We start from the raw sequence: 17,338 nt of genomic DNA, 5'->3' as shown, positions 1-17,338 counted from the left end.
CCAATGAGGGAGTGCGCCTGGACCGGACGTACTGGAAACTGCCGTCACCGATCAGACCTCTCTTAGGACCGTTCCGACGACCTTTGCTCCGTCCTGTTGGAGCTGGGCGATCAAGGTGCCGATATCGGTGATCCGGCTCTGGTGCTGTCGGGCGACAACCACACTGTAGCCGACGACGCTGCTTACGCGGCGGGAGTCGGCGCAGCTCATGGCCGGCGGCGTATCGATGATGGTCATCTGGAAGTCGCGCAGGCACTGGTCCATCAGGGTCTTGAACCGGTCGCCGGCCAATAACTCCTGCGGATTGGGCGGGACGCCTCCCGAATACATGACCGAGAGGTCAGGCAGAACGTCCTGCTGGATGAACGCGCTGAAGTCGCCGTCCTCCGCACTCAGGCACTGCTGCAATCCAGCGACCGGGCGGCTCGGCCTGATGAGGCCCTCGATGCCCGGATTGCGCAGGTCGCCGTCGATCAGCAGCGTCTTCACGCCGATCTGCGACAACGCGACCGCTAGGTTGGCCGCCACCAGCGTGCAACCCGCGTCTGGGTTGACCGCGCAGATCGACAAGGCGCGTCGCCCCTGGTCGACGTGTTGGGCCATGACATGGGTGCGGAGGACGCGGATCGACTCCGCCTGCTCCTTGCTCGGCTCCGAAATCGTCGCCAATGCGCTCGATAGGGCAAAGGTCAGGGGCGCGGCGGCTTGCGGCTCGGCTTCGGCCATGGTGACCCCGGCGGACGCGATCGCGTTCTGCTGTTTGAGAACAGACTGGTTCACGCTCGTACCGCTCTCTTTCCGGTTAGCATTCTGGCGCTTTCAGCCAGAGAGCGTCGATCGGTGGTCGGCCGGCGCGGCGCCCCCGGCGCGGTGGCCTTCACGACTGCCAGCAAGGGCACGTCGAACGCGGCTCGCATGTCTTCAACGCTCCGAATCCGGCGGCCGAAGAGCTCCAGCAGCAGCGCCACCATCAGGCCCATGACAAATCCCAACGCGGTGGCGCCGCCCAGGATCAGAGGAATGTTCGGGAAGGTCGGCGTGCGCGGCGTCACCGCATTGCCCATGGGCGCCATGCCCGGATCGGTCACCGCCGCCTCTTGGCGGTACTCCGCTGCGCGTGCCGCGGCCCGGTTGTGCTGTTCGCGGCGCATGTTCACTTCCGTCTGAAGCTGCGTCAGCCGCTGGATCTTGTCGCGCTTTGCGATGACGCGAGAGGTCTGGGTCTGCACCGCTCGGTCGATCGCCGCGGCGGTCTGCGATGCGCCGCTGGAGGCGGCGGCGGCGGCCGACTGCTGGGCCGCCCGTTCCCGCGCCGCTAACTTCATAAGCGTGGAGCGCCGGTTGTTAAGCTCGGCCATCTGTGGATGGTTTGGGCCCAGGATCGCGGAGAGTTGGGACGCCTGCGCGTCAAGCTGCGTCAGGGCCATTTCGGAAGGGGTCGCCGTGACGGCGGCGACCGGCGCGGCCATGCTGATTCCCGCGCCTTGGCCAGCCAGGGCGCGAAGCCGCGCCGTGTCTACGTCGGTGTTGTCCGACTGCATGATGATGCCATTTGCGCGTTCGTACTCGGTCTTCGCCTGATCGGCGGCCAGCACCTGCTCCTGGAGCTTCGCCGCCTGTTGCGTGAACCATTCCGCGTTGCGGTTGGCGTCCTCCCGGCGCGATTCCAGGACCGATTCCAGGTAGGCGGCCCGCAGTGCGTCCGACGTCACCCGCGCCTGTTCCGGGCTCGCTGAGCGAAAGCCGATCTCCAGGAAGTTCGTCCCCGCGACCTGCTTGACGGTGGTCGCATCGATGATGCGTTGGGCGAGCCAGCGTCGCATGTCGAACGTCGTGCCGGAGGCCTGGTATTGCGCCATCAAGCCGGGATCGTTCATCCAGCCAAGCTTGTCGACGACCTTGCCGGCGACGCCGTAGTCCTTGATGAGCTCCATCTGGGTGCGGACGTAGATGTCAGCCGTGCGGTTTCCGATGACCTCGCCGGTCACGGGGTCAGGCTTCAGGAGATTGAGCATGACTCGGGAATTGGCTTCATAGCTGGGGGCGACGATCATCACGACGATCAGGGCGCCCAGGAGGGACGAACCGGTCGTAATGAAAGGCAGCCACCTGTGCGCCCAGAAGATCCGCAGGAATTGGGTAATCGACATGTTACACCTTTGGAGGAGCTGCCGCCGTTAGAACAGCCGTTCCTTAATAACGAGCACATCTTCCGCCTGCACCTTGGCGTTTTCATCCAATTTGATCTTCTTGCCGGCACGCATGACGTTGACTTTCTTCCCATTGCCGGACTCTGTCAGTCCGCCGCTCTTGGCGATCGCCTGGGCGACGGTCATGCCGGAGCTGATTGGATAAGAACCGGGCGCGCGCACCTGGCCTGAGATGTAGAAGACGTCGGCGATGGGCGCGAAGATCTTGTCACCGGCCTGAACAAAAGGATCCTTGGTGGCGTCCCCCGTGGCCAACTCCTTGACCGAGTAGCGGGCCTCAGGTCCATTTTCCGGCCGGACGACCAGATAGTCCGCTGCCGTGCCGGCCATGCCGCCAACCCGGGCCAGGATCTCCGAGAGGCGATAAGCCCGATTCATCGGAACAAGGCCCGGCGCCGAGACCGCGCCCAGCACGGTGACATACCGGCTGGCGAACGAGACTACCTCGACGTTGATGGTCGGATTGGCGTAGTAACCGCCGGCCTTCAGCAGATTGGCGAGTTGACCGCCGACCTGCCGGGGAGTCTGCCCGGCGACCTGGACCTTGCCCAGTAGGTTGAGTTGGATGGTGCCGTCCGTATAGACCTTCGTACGGGTGCGATCCGGCAGGCCGACCACCTCCACCTCGATGACGTCTTCCGGTCCGATGAGATATTCGTCGGTCGCCGACGGCGCTTGAGCCTCCTTGGCCCCAGTCAAGGGGAGCACCGCGGGGACGTTTGCCGACGGCTGTTGCGCCAGCGCGGGGGCCGCGATCAGCAGAGAGAGCGCGACCGCAAGCTTAATCAGTGTCGTACGAATATACATGGCCAGTTCTCGTCAATCTCAGAAGTTCAGGCTCGTCGTCAGCCCAACACGCGTGGCGGAATAGTCAAACATGGGATCGTTAGCGTCGTATTTAGTGTGGGAGGCGTCCAGCATGAAAGAGAGCCGTTCGCTTTGCTGGAACCGCAGCCCCGTCCGCAACTCGTCGGAGCGCGACTCCGTGAGCGTGGGTACCGCTGCGATCAACACCCCTTTCGCCTCATTGTCGCGACGGCTTACTGCCAGCGAGTAGGTCAGGCGTGTGCCGATCTGGTAGGAGCCGTTGGCCTCGATGGTCTGGTAGATGCCGTAGAGACCTCCCGCCTGGACCGAAGGATTGACTTCGCGGTTCAGCAGCAGATTGAGTTCCAGCCGCGATGACGCCCGGTATTGGAGTTCCACGGCGTAGCTCACGCCGGAATAGTCGCTAGAAAGTCCCGGGACAGCGCTCTTCGCCTCGACGTTGGACTGCGAGACCGCCACCGTACCGGTGATCCGCGAGCCCACCTTGCGAGTGTAGCGAAGTCCGACGCTATCTTGCTCGTAGCCGCTCGCAGCCGCGGGCAGGAGGGCGTTCGTATAGTCCGTCTCGCTGTGCGAGTAGAAGATCGACGCCTCGCCGAGGGTCGAACTACGGAAGACCATGCCCACATTGACCGTCTTGGTGTCGTAGTCGACATCGTCGATGGCGCCACTGGACTCGCCCCAGGTCTGCCCGACGCCCACCTGGACCCCGAAATTGCTCGTCAGGCCGCAGGACTCGTCGAGTTGAATCGCTCGGGTGTCCTGCTGAACTCTGGGATCGGGAATCCCGAGGTCTTGGATATCGCGCTGTCGCCGGCTGAACGACCCCAGCAGCGTGCCCTGGCACGGTCCGATCCGGGTGCCTACGCCACCCTGGAGGTCGACCACATCGTCGCTCAGCTCGGTGTTCTTCTCGTAGATCTGGTAGCCGACTTGGCCGCGCAGGAACACGGAGTTGCGCCCGACCGGCTGCGTCCAGTCGATAGTGGCGCTGGGGGTCAGAATGGTGTCCCGCTGTTCGATACCCCGCAGCGCCGCGACCGCGTCGCTGGTGCGCGCGACGTTGGAGTCAGTCACGACGCCAAGCCCGAGGCTTCCACTCAGATTTCTGGTGACCTGCGCGGCCGCCGGAAAGGCCAGCGTGCTGGAACCGATTAGTAAAGCGAAGGCAAGGGCCCTCTTCGCCATGTGAAACGCCCCCAATGAACCCGCATGCATGATGGCGGACCGAAGCTAACTGACAGATAACGCCAATCCAGGGAAGGCGCATTGGAGACGGACGATACTGGCCGCCGGGAGGCGGTTTGCATTTTACGTGCCAATGAACCGGATCGCCGGCGCACGATCCATGAATTGCGAATGCGGCGTGTTGAAGGCCCCACAACCGCCAAGAGCCCGCCGGTTGTAACCGGCGGGCTCTCAGGTGTTCGAATGGCTGGGTCTCGGCGATGGCGCCGATCTCGGCCCGATCAGCGGCTGGCGAAGTAGGTCCCGCCGTTGGTCAGGTCGGAGGCGTCCACGCCGGTGAGCGTGATGGAGTTCCCGGCGTCGAACTTGATCAGGAGGTCGTTGCCGAGATCGACGAGGGTCGGGGCGATGCCGGCCTTCGTATAGGCGGAGATGTCCAGGAAATCGCGACCGCCGGCGCCGAAGTCGGTCACAACGTCATTGCCGCTGCCGCGACCGAAGACGAAAATTTCCGATCCCTTGCCGCCGGTCAGCACGTCGTTCCCGGCGTCGCCGGCGATGGTGTCGTTGCCCGCGTCGCCGTTCATCGTGTCGTTTCCGGCGCCGCCCTTGAGCCAGTTGGTGCCGACGTTGCCCGTGATCTGATTGTTCAGCGCGTTGCCGGTGGCCGGCGCGCCCCCCTTGTTGATCAGGACCGCGTTCTCGACATTGTCCGACAGGGTGATGCCGTACATCGACTTGACCGTGTCGACGCCGCCGCCGGCCGCTTCGACCACCGTCCACTTGTCGCCGCCGACGATATACGTGTCGTCGCCAGCGCCGCCTTCCATGCGGTCCGCGCCCTGGCCGCCATCGAGGGTGTCGTTACCCGCGCCGCCGACCAGGTTGTTCGCCCCGCCATTACCCTTGAGGTAGTTGGCCAGGTCGTTGCCGAACCCGTTGATGTGGCCGGAGCCGGTCAGCTCCAGGTTCTCGACGTTCGCCGAAAGGGTGAAGGTCACCGAGGATTTCACGGTGTCGATGCCGCCGTCGGCGAGTTCGGACACGACCGTCGCCGAATTCGAGATCATGTAGACGTCGTTGCCTGTCCTGCCGGCCAGGGTGGTGGTGCCGCCGGAGTCTCCGATCATGGTGTCGGCGCCGCTGGTGCCGCTGACCACCGTCAGGGTCGGGGTCGGGGTCGGGGTCGGCGTCGGCGTCGGCGTCGGGGTCGGCGTCGGGGTGGGCTCCGGCGTCGGGGTCGGGGTCGGGGTCGGGGTAGGCTCCGGCGTCGGGGTCGGGGTTGGGGCTGGCGCGCTGGCGGAGTGCGTCTTCAGCCATTCGGCGAGGAGGGCGTCGCCGCCGGCCTTGGTGACGACGGCGATGGTCGTGTTGCCGGTGTCGATATCGAACTCCATGGCGCCCTGACGGACGTAGTCGGTGGCCTGGTTGTTGGTCAGGGTGACGTTGATGTCGTCGGCCAGGGTGATCCGGGCTTTGATGTCGGCGTAGCCGGCGACGATGTTGTTGGCGAGCAGGACGTTGTCGCCCTCGCCGACGGTGATGCCGTGCCAGCTGGAGCCGATCACCAGGTTGTCGGTGATCTTGACGTTCAGCCAGCGCAAGGCGAGGTCGCCGCCCAGGAAGATGCCCTGGTAGGTGCCGCCGTCGCCGCGCTCGATGACGTTGCCGCTGATGAGGATGTCATGCGCCGAGGTGGTGGTGTTGGCGGTCCAGAACTGGATCGCGTCGGGGTGGTCGAGCGCCGCCGGGAAGAAGTTGCTGAAGTGGTTGTTGCTGATGGTGATGTTCGAGGTGCCGCCCCCGCGCACGCCATCTTCCTTGATGTCATGGATGCGGTTGCCCGAGATCGTGACGTTGTTGCTGTCCAGGTGGGTGACACCGTTGGTGAACTGCTGGAACTCGGAGTTGGTGACGCTGACGTCCGAGCTATTGCGGATCAACATCGCCCCGCCGTCGTTCTGCGGGTTGCCGTCCAGCGAGCCGTGGACGTTCAGCCTGTCGAAATGGATGTCGCGGCTGTCGTAGACGTTTAAGCTTGGGCTGGCCTTGGCGACGTCCAGGGCGAACTCCAGATTGCTGAAGTTCAAACCGCTGCTGTTGCGGATCTCCAGGCCCGTCACCACCGCTGGCGCGCCGGGATCTTTCGACATGATGTACACGTCGCCGGCAATATTCACGTTCGCGATCTTCATGTTCGCGTACGTGCCCGACTCCAGCAGGATGGTGTCGCCAGCCTTGGCGACAGTCAGGGCCTGCAGAAGTTGGGTCGGGCTCGCAGCAGTAATGGTGGACATATGACCTCTCCGCAGGTCAAGCAATCCTGAAGGGATCGGCCCTTCAGACACGCTCGACACTAATCTGTTGAGAGATTGATAGATGGCCGCGTTTACATTGCCCTTAAGCGATCTGGTTAATTTTTGTTCAGTTAATAAAGAGTATACTCGCGTGATTGACATGCATTTACTAGATTCTCCACGCAAGTCACTGGCGACTTTCTGCCGCAGGCAGATCTCCCCGCCTCCCCCGACGCGGAATCCGGCCAGAATGAGCACCACAGCAGGGATTAGGACGGCCAGCGCCAGCCACGCGAACAGCTTGGAAGGGTGTCGAGGCGTCATGCTGGTCCCCTGGTTGTCGCCTGCATGCGGCGAGCCATCGCACCCCCCACACTTGGACGAATGCGCCCGCCGCTGGAAGACCCGCCGCGGGGCCGACGCGGCGCGACCCTATGCATAGGCCCCTGGACACGCCAGAACGATTTCACGCGCCAGGCGCGACGAACGCTGGGCGGCCCGTACCGGGGGCGGGAACAATCGGCCGCCCGACAAGCACGAGCCAGACTGGAGGTTTCGCCTCCCTCGCGCCGCCTTCAACCGCTAATAAGGGATTGAGCGCATAGTTAGGGTCGACACGACCTCTCGGCCCTGTGCGGGTGCGGGCGTATGAACAGGAGTCGCAAGGGATGACGGGCGCGCCGAGGCCAAGGACGACGAATCCACCCGTCGTGATAAAGCCCTACGCGGCGCCGGCCTGGGGATGGCGCCGGTGGATCATGCCGGCCGCCATGATCCCGCTGGCCTTATTCTTTTTGGTCTACGGCTTTTTCTACGCACTCACGACGCCCTACCTGATCATGCTCTTCCTAACGCCGGTGTTCATGCTGGCGCTCATCGTGATCTGGGCGTTGCCCGACCTGGAGCGAGCGCCGACCGCAACGATGCAACGGCTATATGGTGCGTTCTTCGTCTGCCTGATCCTCTGGCCCAACTACCTGGCCATCGCGCTTCCCGGACTGCCCTGGATCACCCTGCTCCGGCTGACCGGCATTCCGATGACCTTGCTGCTGATGATTTCGCTGTCGACGTCCAAGGCGTTCCGGCAGGACCTCGGCGACGTCCTCAATGTCGCGCCGGCAGTGTGGAAGATGCTCGCCGTCTTCGTAGCGATCCAGTTCCTCACGATCGCCCTATCGAAGGACGTGGCCGCGTCCATTCAGAAGTTCATCGTCGCGCAAACCAACTGGACCGCGATCTTCCTGGTGAGTTGCTACGTCTTCGTCCGGCCAGGCAGCGTCACGCGCTATATCGCCCTGCTCTGGGTCATGGCGATGATCATCTGCGGCATGGGCCTTTGGGAAGGCGCCATCCAGAAGGTGCTGTGGCAGGGCCACATTCCCAGCTTCCTCAAAATCGCCGACGCAGAGGGCATGCTCCAAGGCAGCTACCGCACCGCCTCGGGCATGTACCGCGTGAAGACGACGTTCACGACGTCCCTGGGCTTGGCCGAGTATCTGGCGCTCATGACGCCGTTCCTGCTTCATTATGTGTTCGGAAACTATCGACTGATCGTTCGCCTCGCCGCCATCGTGTCCTTGCCGATCTTCTTCCGGGTCATCGACTCGACGGACGCCAGGCTGGGCATGGTCGGGATGCTGATTTCGGTCCTCCTCTACGTCGGGATCTGGGGCATGCTGCGCTGGCGCCGGCTGAGGGCTGACCTGGTGGGGCCGGCCATCGTCCTCGCCTACCCTGCGTTCTTTGTGTTGCTGGTCAGCGCGACCTTCTTCGTCCGTCGCATCGAGATACTCGTCTGGGGCGATGGCTCACAGCAGAGCAGCAACGATGCGCGGGCCGATCAGATCTCGATGGGCATTCCCAAGATACTGGCCAACCCCATTGGCTATGGGCCGGGACAAGGGAGCGACACGCTAGGTTATTTCAGCGGCGCCTTCGGCACCATCGACAACTACTATCTCCTGATCGCCCTGGAGTATGGCGTTATCGGATTCATTCTCTACTACGGCTTGATCCTCTACATGGGCTGGCTGGCGGCGCAGAAGATTCTCTTGCAGGAGGAGGACGTGGATTCGGAGGCTCAATACCTCGTGCCGCTCAGCATCTCGCTGGGGGTCTTCTTCGTGATCAAGTCGGTGTTCAGCCAGCAGGATAACCATCCGCTCATCTACTTGATGATGGGGATGATCATGGCGCTGGTCTATCGGCTGACCAAGGCGTCCGCCTCGAAGGCCGCGGCCGCCAAGCCGACGGGCTAGGGCCAAACCCTGGATCGACCCCACTTCGACCCGGTCTGGCCGCTAACCGCGCCATGAGCCCGCCTAGGAAACCACCCATGGAACGCCCACCCGAAACCGAAGGCTTGGTCAGCGTCGTTCTGCCCACCTACAACCGCGCCCGTACACTGGTGCGCGCGGTCAACAGCGTCCTTCATCAGAGCTACAGCCGCATCGAACTCATCATCGTTGACGACGCCTCGACCGACGATACCGAGACCTTGGTCGCGACGATCGCCGATCCTCGCGTCCGCTATGTCCGTCTTGCCAAGAACGGCGGCGCCAGCCGGGCCCGCAATGAAGGCATGAGGATAGCGAAGGGCGACTACATCGCCTTCCAGGACAGCGACGACGAATGGCTCGCCGACAAACTGGAGCGCACTCTGGGGGCCGCAAGGGCGGTTGGCGACCCCGAGGATCCCGTGACCGTCTTCCACACCAAGGTGATGTACATCAGCGGCGGCGTCGGCGAGTTCAAGACGAACAGGATCGTCTGCATCCCCGAACTGCCGCATGCGGCGTCGCGTGAGATCCTGATCCACGAAATTCACCGCGGGAACCTGGTAAGCCCCCAGACCCTGCTCATCTCGCGAGGAGCCTTGAACGCCGTCGGGTTCTTTGATGAGAACCTCGTGAACTGCGAGGACTGGGACTACGGGATATCGCTGATCTACAAGACCAAGACTGTCTTCCTGGATGAGCCGCTGGTCATGACCTATCTGCAGTCTGACAGCATCTCCCTGCTGGGGCGGCGCGGCGCCCGCTCGCAGCTTCGGCTCGCTTTGAAATTGATGCGTAACTACGAGGTGGAGAGCCAGGTGATCGGGGCCCGCCTGAGCAAGGTCGGTTGGTGGATCAGCAAGCTGGGCAATCCCCGACTTGGGCGCCGGGTCCTGCGGCGATCAATACGAATGGCGCCCGGCGACTGGCGCACCTGGGCGCGGCTAGCGGCGTCTCAGGCTCTCGGCCTTCGCAACAGGTTTCGGCCGAGGCCGGCGAAGATCGCGATGTAGGGTCGAGCGCTTCAGGCCCTTCGGCACCCTATGACGCCGCGCGCCAGATCCTGCGCGCGACCTTCCACGGCCCGGGCGCCGCCATGCGAAGCCGGATCTTGAGATAATCCAACCGCCAGGCGCTCGCCTTCGGATACGCTTCGATCAGCCAGGCCGCCTTCGCGGCGTCTCCGCGCTCGAGTTGCGCGAAGGCCGCGCGGAGAGCGTGGCGCGCGAGCCAGAGTTCGAGCACGTTGCGGAACTCCGGCGGACAGGCGGCGCGTACCTTTTCGGGGTCGGTTAGAACCGGCTCCAGCGGCACCGACCCCTTGCGGGCGCTCAGGCCCAACTCCGAGTCCTCCATGTGGTAGTGCGCCAGCGGCTGCATGTGCCGGTAGAAGGCGTGGTTCAACAGGATCTGGATCCAGAAGTAGACATCTTCGCCGAAGGTGCAGCGATTTTCGTAGAAGCCGCCATGGGCGGCGACGACCTCGCTTCGATAGACCGCGCTGCAAGAGTGAAACGCAGCGAGACAGTGATCCAGCTCGTGCTGCGACATGGCCGAACTCGCCCGCCAAGCCCCCTCCGTGTAGCCGGCCGTCCGAAGTTCCACCCAGCGATCAACATGCGCCGGCTCCAGGTAGAACGCCGACGTGAACACCGCGCACTCGGGGTGGGCCTCCAGGGCGGCCACCGCACGTTCGAGCAACTCCGGGCGCCATTCATCGTCGCTGTCCAGGAACGTCATGAACTTTGCGCGGGCCAGCCTCCCGCCTTGGTTGCGCGCGGCGCCGGGTCCGGCGTTCGTCTGGCGATGCACCCGCACTCTCGGATCGCGGTATTTCGCCTCGACCAGCTCCGCGCCGCCGTCGGTCGACCCGTCATCGACAACAATCAACTCGAAGTCCGCATAGGTCTGCGCCAGTACGGAGTCGATCGTGCGCTCGACAGTCGAACGCTTGTTATAGAGCGGCACGACGACCGAGACGGTAGGAATTTCAGACACGTTGCTGAAGTGCTTTCCAGTGAGACAAAGGCAGATTGAAAGCGTTAGCATAACCGGCAATGGTAGCCGCATGCTTATGATCTGCGGCGCGGTCGCCTTGCATGTCCAGCCTCTGCCCAGGCCGGCTTGGTGGGCCGGAGCCTGATGGATCGCCTCGGACATGACGGCCGCTGCATTCCATTCCGCACTGCCGACCGCTGGCGACCGTGCCGATTTCACTCCAAATTCGTCAATTGGCGCTACCGAAGTCGCCAAATAACAGCCTGAACCCGGCGATCCACGCCACGCTCCTGTCATCTAGGGAACCGCTAAATGGAAGTTGATGCTTCGGCCAGTCGGGTGAACTGGTGGTCCAGCGACAAGTGCTTGGCGTATTATAACGTCGCGGTGTCGGGCGTTCCCGCGACGCTCAATTCCCAGGGCTGTCGCATCAGGCTGGCTAAGGAGTTCCCCGGAAGGATCTTCGACCGAGCGGTCTCTATCGGATGCGCAACGGGCAGCAAGGAAATGGCCCTCATCACCGACGGCCTAGTGAAGCACTTCGATCTCTGGGAAATCAACCAGGCTAGCATTGACAAGGGCGAGCAATGCGCCGCTGAACTCGGCCTCGCCGATCAGGTGACGTTCCGGAAGGGCGACGTGTTCGCCGACCGATCCCCGCGCTATGATCTGGTCTATTGGGATCACAGCCTGCACCACATGAGCGATGTGGACGACGCCCTGGCTTGGAGCGTATCTGTCCTGCGCCCCGGCGGCGTGATCCTGATGAACGACTATGTCGGCCCCAACCGCCTGCAGTGGCGGAAAGACGAGGTTCGCCGCGCCAACTCGTTCATCAGGCGCGCCATGCACGACCGGGGCATCGCATCGCGCGAGGTGCCCTACTCCACCCTCTTCAGCAAGCTCCGCCAGCGATACCGCGACCCCAGCGAAGCCCCGCAGAGCGAGAACATCCTGCAAGCCTGCGCCAAGAACCTGCCGAGCGTCAGCGTCGAGCCTCTCGGCGGGACGTTCATCAACATTCTGGGGCCGATCGTAATACCGGCGGTCGCGGACGACAGCCCGGTGATCGACGAACTGTTGTCGGAGGACGCCGCCCTGCGCGATGAGGGTTCCTCGCACTTCGTCTTCGCGCTGTGGTCTCGGCCCTGATGCCTGGGCGGCTAGGACAGGTACGTCCGAGGCAAAATATCAGTCGACCGTGAGGAAATGGTCGACAGCTTCCGGACCCTGCTGACCCACCCATCCGAATATGGAAAAGTGACCGAAGCCTTCACCGGGAAGGGCCTTCCAGACGGCGTCTGCGAAGGCGCGCTCGACGAACGACGCGGGCGCCAAGCCTAGGCCGTGCGCGACGCCTTGGCCCCGGCCGGCAGCTTCGCGTGCTGGCGGTCGATGAACGTGATCCGCCCGCCCTCCAGCTGTACCAGCGTGTCGCAGCTCTCGATGGTGGTCAGCCGGTGGGCGACGATGATGATCGTCAGGCTTTGGTCGAGCTGCTCCAACGATTCGATGATCGCCGCCTCGGTGGCGTTGTCGAGCGCGCTGGTGGCCTCGTCCAGGATCAGAACCGAGGCGTTCTTGTAGAGCGCCCGAGCGATGCCGATGCGTTGGCGTTGGCCGCCGGACAACCACACCCCGCGCTCGCCCACGCGGGTGTCGTAGCCGTCGGGCAAGCTCTCGACGAAGGCGCTGACCTGGGCCTGCCGGGCGGCGTCACGAACCCGTTCCTTGTCGATCTCATCGTCGGGGCAGCCGAACGCGATGTTCCGCTCGATGGAGGAGTCCGCCAGAAAGATCGATTGCGGCACATGGGCGATCTGTTCGTGCCAGGCCCTCATGTTGCCCGGCGTCAGGGCGACGCCATCGACCTTGATCGCGCCGCCCGAGGGGGCGAGCAGACCCATGATCAGGTCCGTGATCGTGCTCTTGCCGCTGCCTGTCGTGCCAACGATGCCGACGCGCGAGCCCTTGGGGATGCGCAGCGACACGCCGGCGAGGACCGGGGGCATGTCGGCCATGTAGCGGAAGGTCACGTCGTCGAGGAGCAGTTCACGTTCGAACGTAAACGCCGGGCTGGGCGCCGCCTGCAACTCGCGGCGCGGCGTGGCCATCTCCAGAAGATCGAGCAGGTTGCTGAGCCGGCGCCAATTTCCGGTGAGCTGAATCACGGCCGAATATCCCTGCTGCATGAGCGGCAGAAGTCGTAGGGCCCCGAGCGCCAGCGCCGCCAAGGTCGGCAATGCGCTCATCAGACCGCCGGGCTGAGAGTTGAAATACAGCGAGATGAGCGCGATCAGGACCATCCCCAGCGACTCGAGGATGTAGCGCGGGGCGGTGGACGAGAACGTCACCATGGACAGCGCATTGGCGGCCTTGCGATCGACGTTTCGGAAGGTCTCGAGGAAGAAAGGCTGGGTGTTGTCGAGGAGCACTTCGCGGATGCCGCCCAGGCTTTCCTGGACCGCGCGGATCTTCTCGGCATTCATCAAGGCAAGGACCGCGCCATTTTCCCGGAGCTTTTTGCGCAGCACCAGGCTGATGATCACGTAGCAGCCGCCAAACCCGAACAGCGCCACGCCGGCGACGACCGGATTGATGTAGATCAGCGCGCTGACGATGCACAGGCCGATGACCACCGAACTCGTCGCCTGGATCAGGGGGATCAGGACGCCGTTCGTGAGCTGCTGGAGCTCATGCACATTGGTAATAAGGGTGCTGCTGTTGTGCCGAATGTGGAAGGCGTAGTCCTGATAGATGAGCTTGCCGAACAATTCGCCCGACAGGTGGCGTGCGACGGCGAAGGCGAACCTGTTCATGATCCAGGCAAGCATCAGCCGCACCGCGCCGGCCGAGACGGCGATGATGATGAAGCCGAGCGCCATCAGGCCTCGGATGTCGTCTCCGCGCTGCATGCCGAAGGCGTGCTGCAGGTTGACCGCCGCAAGATACTCCCAGGCCCGGTCTGGATTGCTGAGCACGGACAGGAACGGCAGCACCGCGCCCAGCGTCGCAACGTCGAGAAGCGCGCCCAGCAACATGGCCGCCATGACGCCAAATAGGTACCTACGCAGACCAGGAGGGAGCTGAAGGTAGATTCGCCTAATGAGAGCTACCAAGCCCGCGCCCATACAACTTTACTCCGACCCTTGACCGGCGCCGTCGGGCGTCGAGTCCACACGCGAGGTTGCACGCTAATAACTATGAAAGGCCTAATCGAGACCCACGAAATCGTCGCCAGGAGGGGGGCGTCGCCCGACGACCTGCCTGGGACCCTGCAGAAACACAAGACGCCAAGCCAGTGATTCATGGCCCAATAGGTTCTCGTTCGCACGAGAACGGTGACGCCCTTAGCAGTCGCGCAACCGGAATCGGTGGATGACGATTGGACAGTGCGATTTTGTCGGGAGGTGACGCTTTGAACTGGTCGAAGACATATCGTCCCTCGAAGGGCGCATGCTCGGGAGCCCGCTGTTGAACGCCGCCCCCAAGGTCAGCGTCGTCATCCCACACTATCGGGACCTGGCCGGTCTCGACCTCTGCCTGCGCGCGCTGGCGGCACAGACCTATCCCGCGGCCGACTTCGAGATCATCGTCGCCGACAATAATTCGCCCGAGGGCGAGGCCGCGGTCGCCGAGGTCATCGCCGGCCGCGCGCGGCTGGTCGTGGTGACGGAAAAGGGCGCCGGACCCGCGCGCAACGGCGGCGTGGCCCTGGCGCGCGGCGAGATCCTGGCCTTCACCGATTCCGACTGCGTGCCGGAACCCGCCTGGCTCGCCGAGGGCCTGGCCGCCCTCCCCGCCTACGACTTCATCGGCGGCCGGGTCACCGTCCTGGTCGACGACCTCACCGCCATGTCCGGCGCCGAGGCCTTCGAGCGAGTCTTCGCCTTCGACTTCAAGACCTATATCGAGAAGAAGGGCTTCACCGGGGCCGGCAACCTGTTCTGCTCGCGCGCGGTCTTCGACGAGGTCGGCGGCTTTCGCGCCGCCGTCTCTGAGGATGTCGAGTGGTCCTTCCGCGCCCGGGGCCTGGGCCTGCGGCTCGGCTACGCCCCGCGCGCCGTGGTCGGCCATCCTGCGCGACGCACCTGGGACGAGCTGTGGGCCAAGTGGCGGCGCGTGAACGCCGAGACCTACCGCCTCTATCGCGAGCGGCCGGCCGGTCGGCTGATCTGGGTCGCGCGCAGCCTGGCCCTACCGCTGTCGGCCATGGCGCACACGCCGAAGGTGTTCGCCAGCGACCAGCTCACGACGTCCGGCCAGCGCCTGGCGGCCCTGCGCACCCTCTACAAGCTGCGTGCCTGGCGGTTGGGCCACGCCTTCCGGCTGCTGGGCGGGGCCGCCTGACCATGCACGTCACCGTCTGCATCGTCGGCTTCCGGAACGTCGGGGATATCCAGGGCTGCCTTGAGGCGCTCGCCGGCTCCACCCACACCGATTTCGATGTCGTCATCTGCGAGAACGGCGGCCCCGAGGCCTTCGAGACCCTCCGCGCCGGCATCCCGGCGACCCTGGGCGAGGGCCGGTCCGTCCGTGCGATCCTGGCGCCTGGCAATCTGGGCTATGCCGGTGGGGTCAACGCCTGCATCGCGCTCGCGCCGGACTCCGACGCCTGGTGGGTGCTCAATCCCGACACCCATCCCGAGCCGCAGGCCATGGCGCTGCAGGTCGCGCGGCTGGCCGTGGGCGACTGCGAGGCCGTGGGCTCGACGATCTATCTCGGCGACGGGCGAGTCCAGTCGCATGGCGGCCGCTGGCGGCCCTGGCTGGCGCGGGCGGAATCCATCGGCCACGGCAGCGCCCTGGACCTGGTCCCCGATCCCGCCGATATCGAGCGGACGCAGAACTACCTGAACGGCGCCTCGATGATGATGAGCCGCCGCTTCCTGCAGACCGTCGGCCCTATGCGCGAGGAGTATTTCCTCTATTGCGAGGAGGTCGAGTGGTGCCTGCGCGGCGGCAAGCTGGGCATGCGCCTGGGCTTCGCGCCGGGCGCGCGGGTGCTGCACTACGCGGGCACCACCACCGGGTCCTATGACGACATGCGCCGCCGGCCGCGCGGCCCGATCTATCTCAATGAGCGCAACAAGATGCTCACCACGCGGGACATCTTCCCGGCGCGCCTGCCCATTGCGGCCCTTGCCTCCCTCGTCCTGATCTTCCTGCGCTTCGGGCGGCGAGGCGCCTGGCGCCAGGTGGGCTATGGCCTGTCGGGGTGGTGGGCCGGAATCCTCAACCGCCGCGGGGCGCCGGCCTGGTTCGGCTCATAGGGCCAGGCGCGGCGCGGCCCGGGGCCGGCGACGGTCGTCCACTTGCGCCATGACGTCGTGGAGGTAGGCGATCAACTCGGCCGGGTCGGTGGTCGCCAGCACCGGCGGCCGGGCCCGTACGTCCTTCAGGGCTTGGGCCAGTTCGTCGGGGGTGTTGGCCACGGCGATCAACCCGCGGGCCGCGAATGCGCTGGTTATCTCGGCCTGATGATTGTCATAGTGCTCGCCCTTCTCCATCAGACGCGGCATGGCGATCACCCTGCAGCCTTGGCGCAAGGCGGTGATCAGCGAACCGGTGCCGCCATGGCAGATGACGATGGAGGCGTCGCGCAGCAACTCCTGGATCTTGTCGAACGGCAGGGTCTCGAACACCTCCAGGCCGGCGGGTGCGTGTCCCCGTAGACCGGTCTGGATGATCACCTCCTCGGGAATGTCGCCCCGGGCCTTCAGCTCGGCCACCGTGTCGACCAGGCGATCGAACGGCAGGGTCGCCCCCACCGTCGCAAAGAGCAGCGGCTTCTTCGGCGGCGGATCGCCTTCCAAAAGGCGCAGGGGATCGAACACCTTGGCCTTCGGATAGTAGGCGGCCAAAGCCTTCGACTGCACGATCACGTCGTGGGCCAGGGGGGCGGCGACCCGGGAGAAGATCGACGGGCGGTCGAACCGCGCGAAGGACTCGACCACGACCGTGCGCGCGCCGAACAGCCTGGCCCAGGCGACGGCGAAGAACACCGCGCCCGCGCCGGTCGAGATGACAACGTCGGGACGCTCTTTCAGGATGATTCCCGCCGAGATGAAGATGCTGCGCAGGGCGTTGACGACCATCTTGACCGGCGCGCCGAGTCGGGCCTGGCCCACCGCCACATGCGGGATGAAATAGGTCCGGTGCTCGCCGGCGAGGCTCGCGCCCAGCGCCGTCTCCTCCGTCAGGAAGAAGTAGTCGTAGGCCGACCAGACTGGGGCGAGGTCTAGCAGCTGCCGGACGTGCCCGCCGCCGGACGCCGCCAGGCAGACCTTCAGCGGCCGCGCCAACGCCAGTTCGGCCTCGTCCGACAGTTCTGGGGCCGACGTCGCCAAGGGTGCTCTCATCGATTTATCAAGCCACGATTGATCCGCGAATCTAGCGGCCCGGCCTCAAGAACTCGTTACATAGGCGCATGCTAGTAAGTTGTGGCCTGCGAATGAAGGTCCACCTAGGAGGCTTCAAACAATGCGCGGCTCGGCGCGGGTGACGATCCCTCGTCGCAAGCCGGGTCGGAGGAGTTCGA

The 17,338-nt window shown here is 64.6% G+C and carries 13 protein-coding genes; 5 read left to right on the top strand and 8 right to left on the bottom strand.

Annotated elements, in window-relative coordinates:
* Positions 1-51: 51 nt before the first annotated feature.
* The 5 genes from M9M90_RS07310 to M9M90_RS07290 form a co-directional block, all read right to left on the bottom strand.
* Positions 52-780: a CpsD/CapB family tyrosine-protein kinase gene (locus M9M90_RS07310; RefSeq protein ID WP_254836508.1), complete on the bottom strand. Its 729-nt coding sequence runs from the start codon at positions 778-780 to the stop codon at positions 52-54.
* The gene (locus M9M90_RS07305) at positions 777-2,150 is read right to left on the bottom strand and encodes a hypothetical protein (protein ID WP_254836507.1); all 1,374 of its coding nucleotides are present in this window, start codon (positions 2,148-2,150) and stop codon (positions 777-779) included. The genes M9M90_RS07310 and M9M90_RS07305 overlap by 4 nt, the downstream gene beginning before the upstream one ends.
* Before the next feature lie 27 nt (positions 2,151-2,177).
* Positions 2,178-3,017 carry a polysaccharide biosynthesis/export family protein gene (locus M9M90_RS07300; RefSeq protein WP_254836506.1) on the bottom strand — a complete coding sequence of 280 codons (840 nt, stop codon included), beginning with the start codon at positions 3,015-3,017 and terminating at the stop codon, positions 2,178-2,180.
* An 18-nt stretch (positions 3,018-3,035) separates the two neighbouring features.
* The gene (locus M9M90_RS07295) at positions 3,036-4,226 is read right to left on the bottom strand and encodes a hypothetical protein (RefSeq protein WP_254836505.1); all 1,191 of its coding nucleotides are present in this window, start codon (positions 4,224-4,226) and stop codon (positions 3,036-3,038) included.
* A 281-nt stretch (positions 4,227-4,507) separates the two neighbouring features.
* Positions 4,508-6,523: a right-handed parallel beta-helix repeat-containing protein gene (locus M9M90_RS07290; RefSeq protein WP_254836504.1), complete on the bottom strand. Its 2,016-nt coding sequence runs from the start codon at positions 6,521-6,523 to the stop codon at positions 4,508-4,510.
* Between the two features lie 758 nt (positions 6,524-7,281).
* Between M9M90_RS07290 and M9M90_RS07285 the strand changes: the two genes are divergently transcribed.
* Positions 7,282-8,781, top strand: a complete 1,500-nt coding sequence (locus M9M90_RS07285; protein WP_254836503.1) for an O-antigen ligase — start codon at positions 7,282-7,284, stop codon at positions 8,779-8,781.
* A gap of 77 nt (positions 8,782-8,858) precedes the next feature.
* A complete protein-coding gene (locus M9M90_RS07280; RefSeq protein WP_254836502.1) occupies positions 8,859-9,812 on the top strand; it encodes a glycosyltransferase family 2 protein in 954 nt (317 codons plus the stop codon).
* A gap of 28 nt (positions 9,813-9,840) precedes the next feature.
* Here M9M90_RS07280 and M9M90_RS07275 read toward each other — a convergent pair whose 3' ends face one another.
* Positions 9,841-10,959, bottom strand: a complete 1,119-nt coding sequence (locus tag M9M90_RS07275) for a glycosyltransferase family A protein (RefSeq protein ID WP_254836501.1) — start codon at positions 10,957-10,959, stop codon at positions 9,841-9,843.
* A 150-nt stretch (positions 10,960-11,109) separates the two neighbouring features.
* On the opposite strand from M9M90_RS07275, the gene M9M90_RS07270 reads away from it, so the two are divergent.
* Positions 11,110-11,949 carry a class I SAM-dependent methyltransferase gene (locus M9M90_RS07270; protein WP_254836500.1) on the top strand — a complete coding sequence of 280 codons (840 nt, stop codon included), beginning with the start codon at positions 11,110-11,112 and terminating at the stop codon, positions 11,947-11,949.
* A 188-nt stretch (positions 11,950-12,137) separates the two neighbouring features.
* Here the strand turns inward: M9M90_RS07270 and M9M90_RS07265 are convergent, their stop codons facing one another.
* Entirely contained in the window at positions 12,138-13,847 is a 1,710-nt protein-coding gene (locus M9M90_RS07265) for an ABC transporter ATP-binding protein (protein WP_254836499.1), read from the bottom strand.
* 424 nt (positions 13,848-14,271) lie between these two features.
* Between M9M90_RS07265 and M9M90_RS07260 the strand changes: the two genes are divergently transcribed.
* Together M9M90_RS07260 and M9M90_RS07255 are read left to right on the top strand one after the other, a co-directional pair.
* Entirely contained in the window at positions 14,272-15,147 is an 876-nt protein-coding gene (locus M9M90_RS07260) for a glycosyltransferase family 2 protein (RefSeq protein ID WP_254836498.1), read from the top strand.
* Between the two features lie 2 nt (positions 15,148-15,149).
* Positions 15,150-16,070, top strand: a complete 921-nt coding sequence (locus M9M90_RS07255; RefSeq protein WP_254836497.1) for a glycosyltransferase family 2 protein — start codon at positions 15,150-15,152, stop codon at positions 16,068-16,070.
* Here the strand turns inward: M9M90_RS07255 and welK are convergent.
* The gene (gene welK / locus M9M90_RS07250) at positions 16,065-17,147 is read right to left on the bottom strand and encodes a beta-1,4-glucuronosyltransferase WelK (RefSeq protein ID WP_254836496.1); all 1,083 of its coding nucleotides are present in this window, start codon (positions 17,145-17,147) and stop codon (positions 16,065-16,067) included. The two genes, M9M90_RS07255 and welK, sit on opposite strands and share 6 nt — an antisense overlap.
* Positions 17,148-17,338 lie beyond the last annotated feature (191 nt).

Source organism: Phenylobacterium sp. LH3H17 (assembly GCF_024298925.1).
In the GTDB taxonomy this organism is placed as follows: Bacteria; Pseudomonadota; Alphaproteobacteria; order Caulobacterales; family Caulobacteraceae; genus Phenylobacterium.
This window is presented reverse-complemented; position numbering and strand designations above follow the sequence as displayed.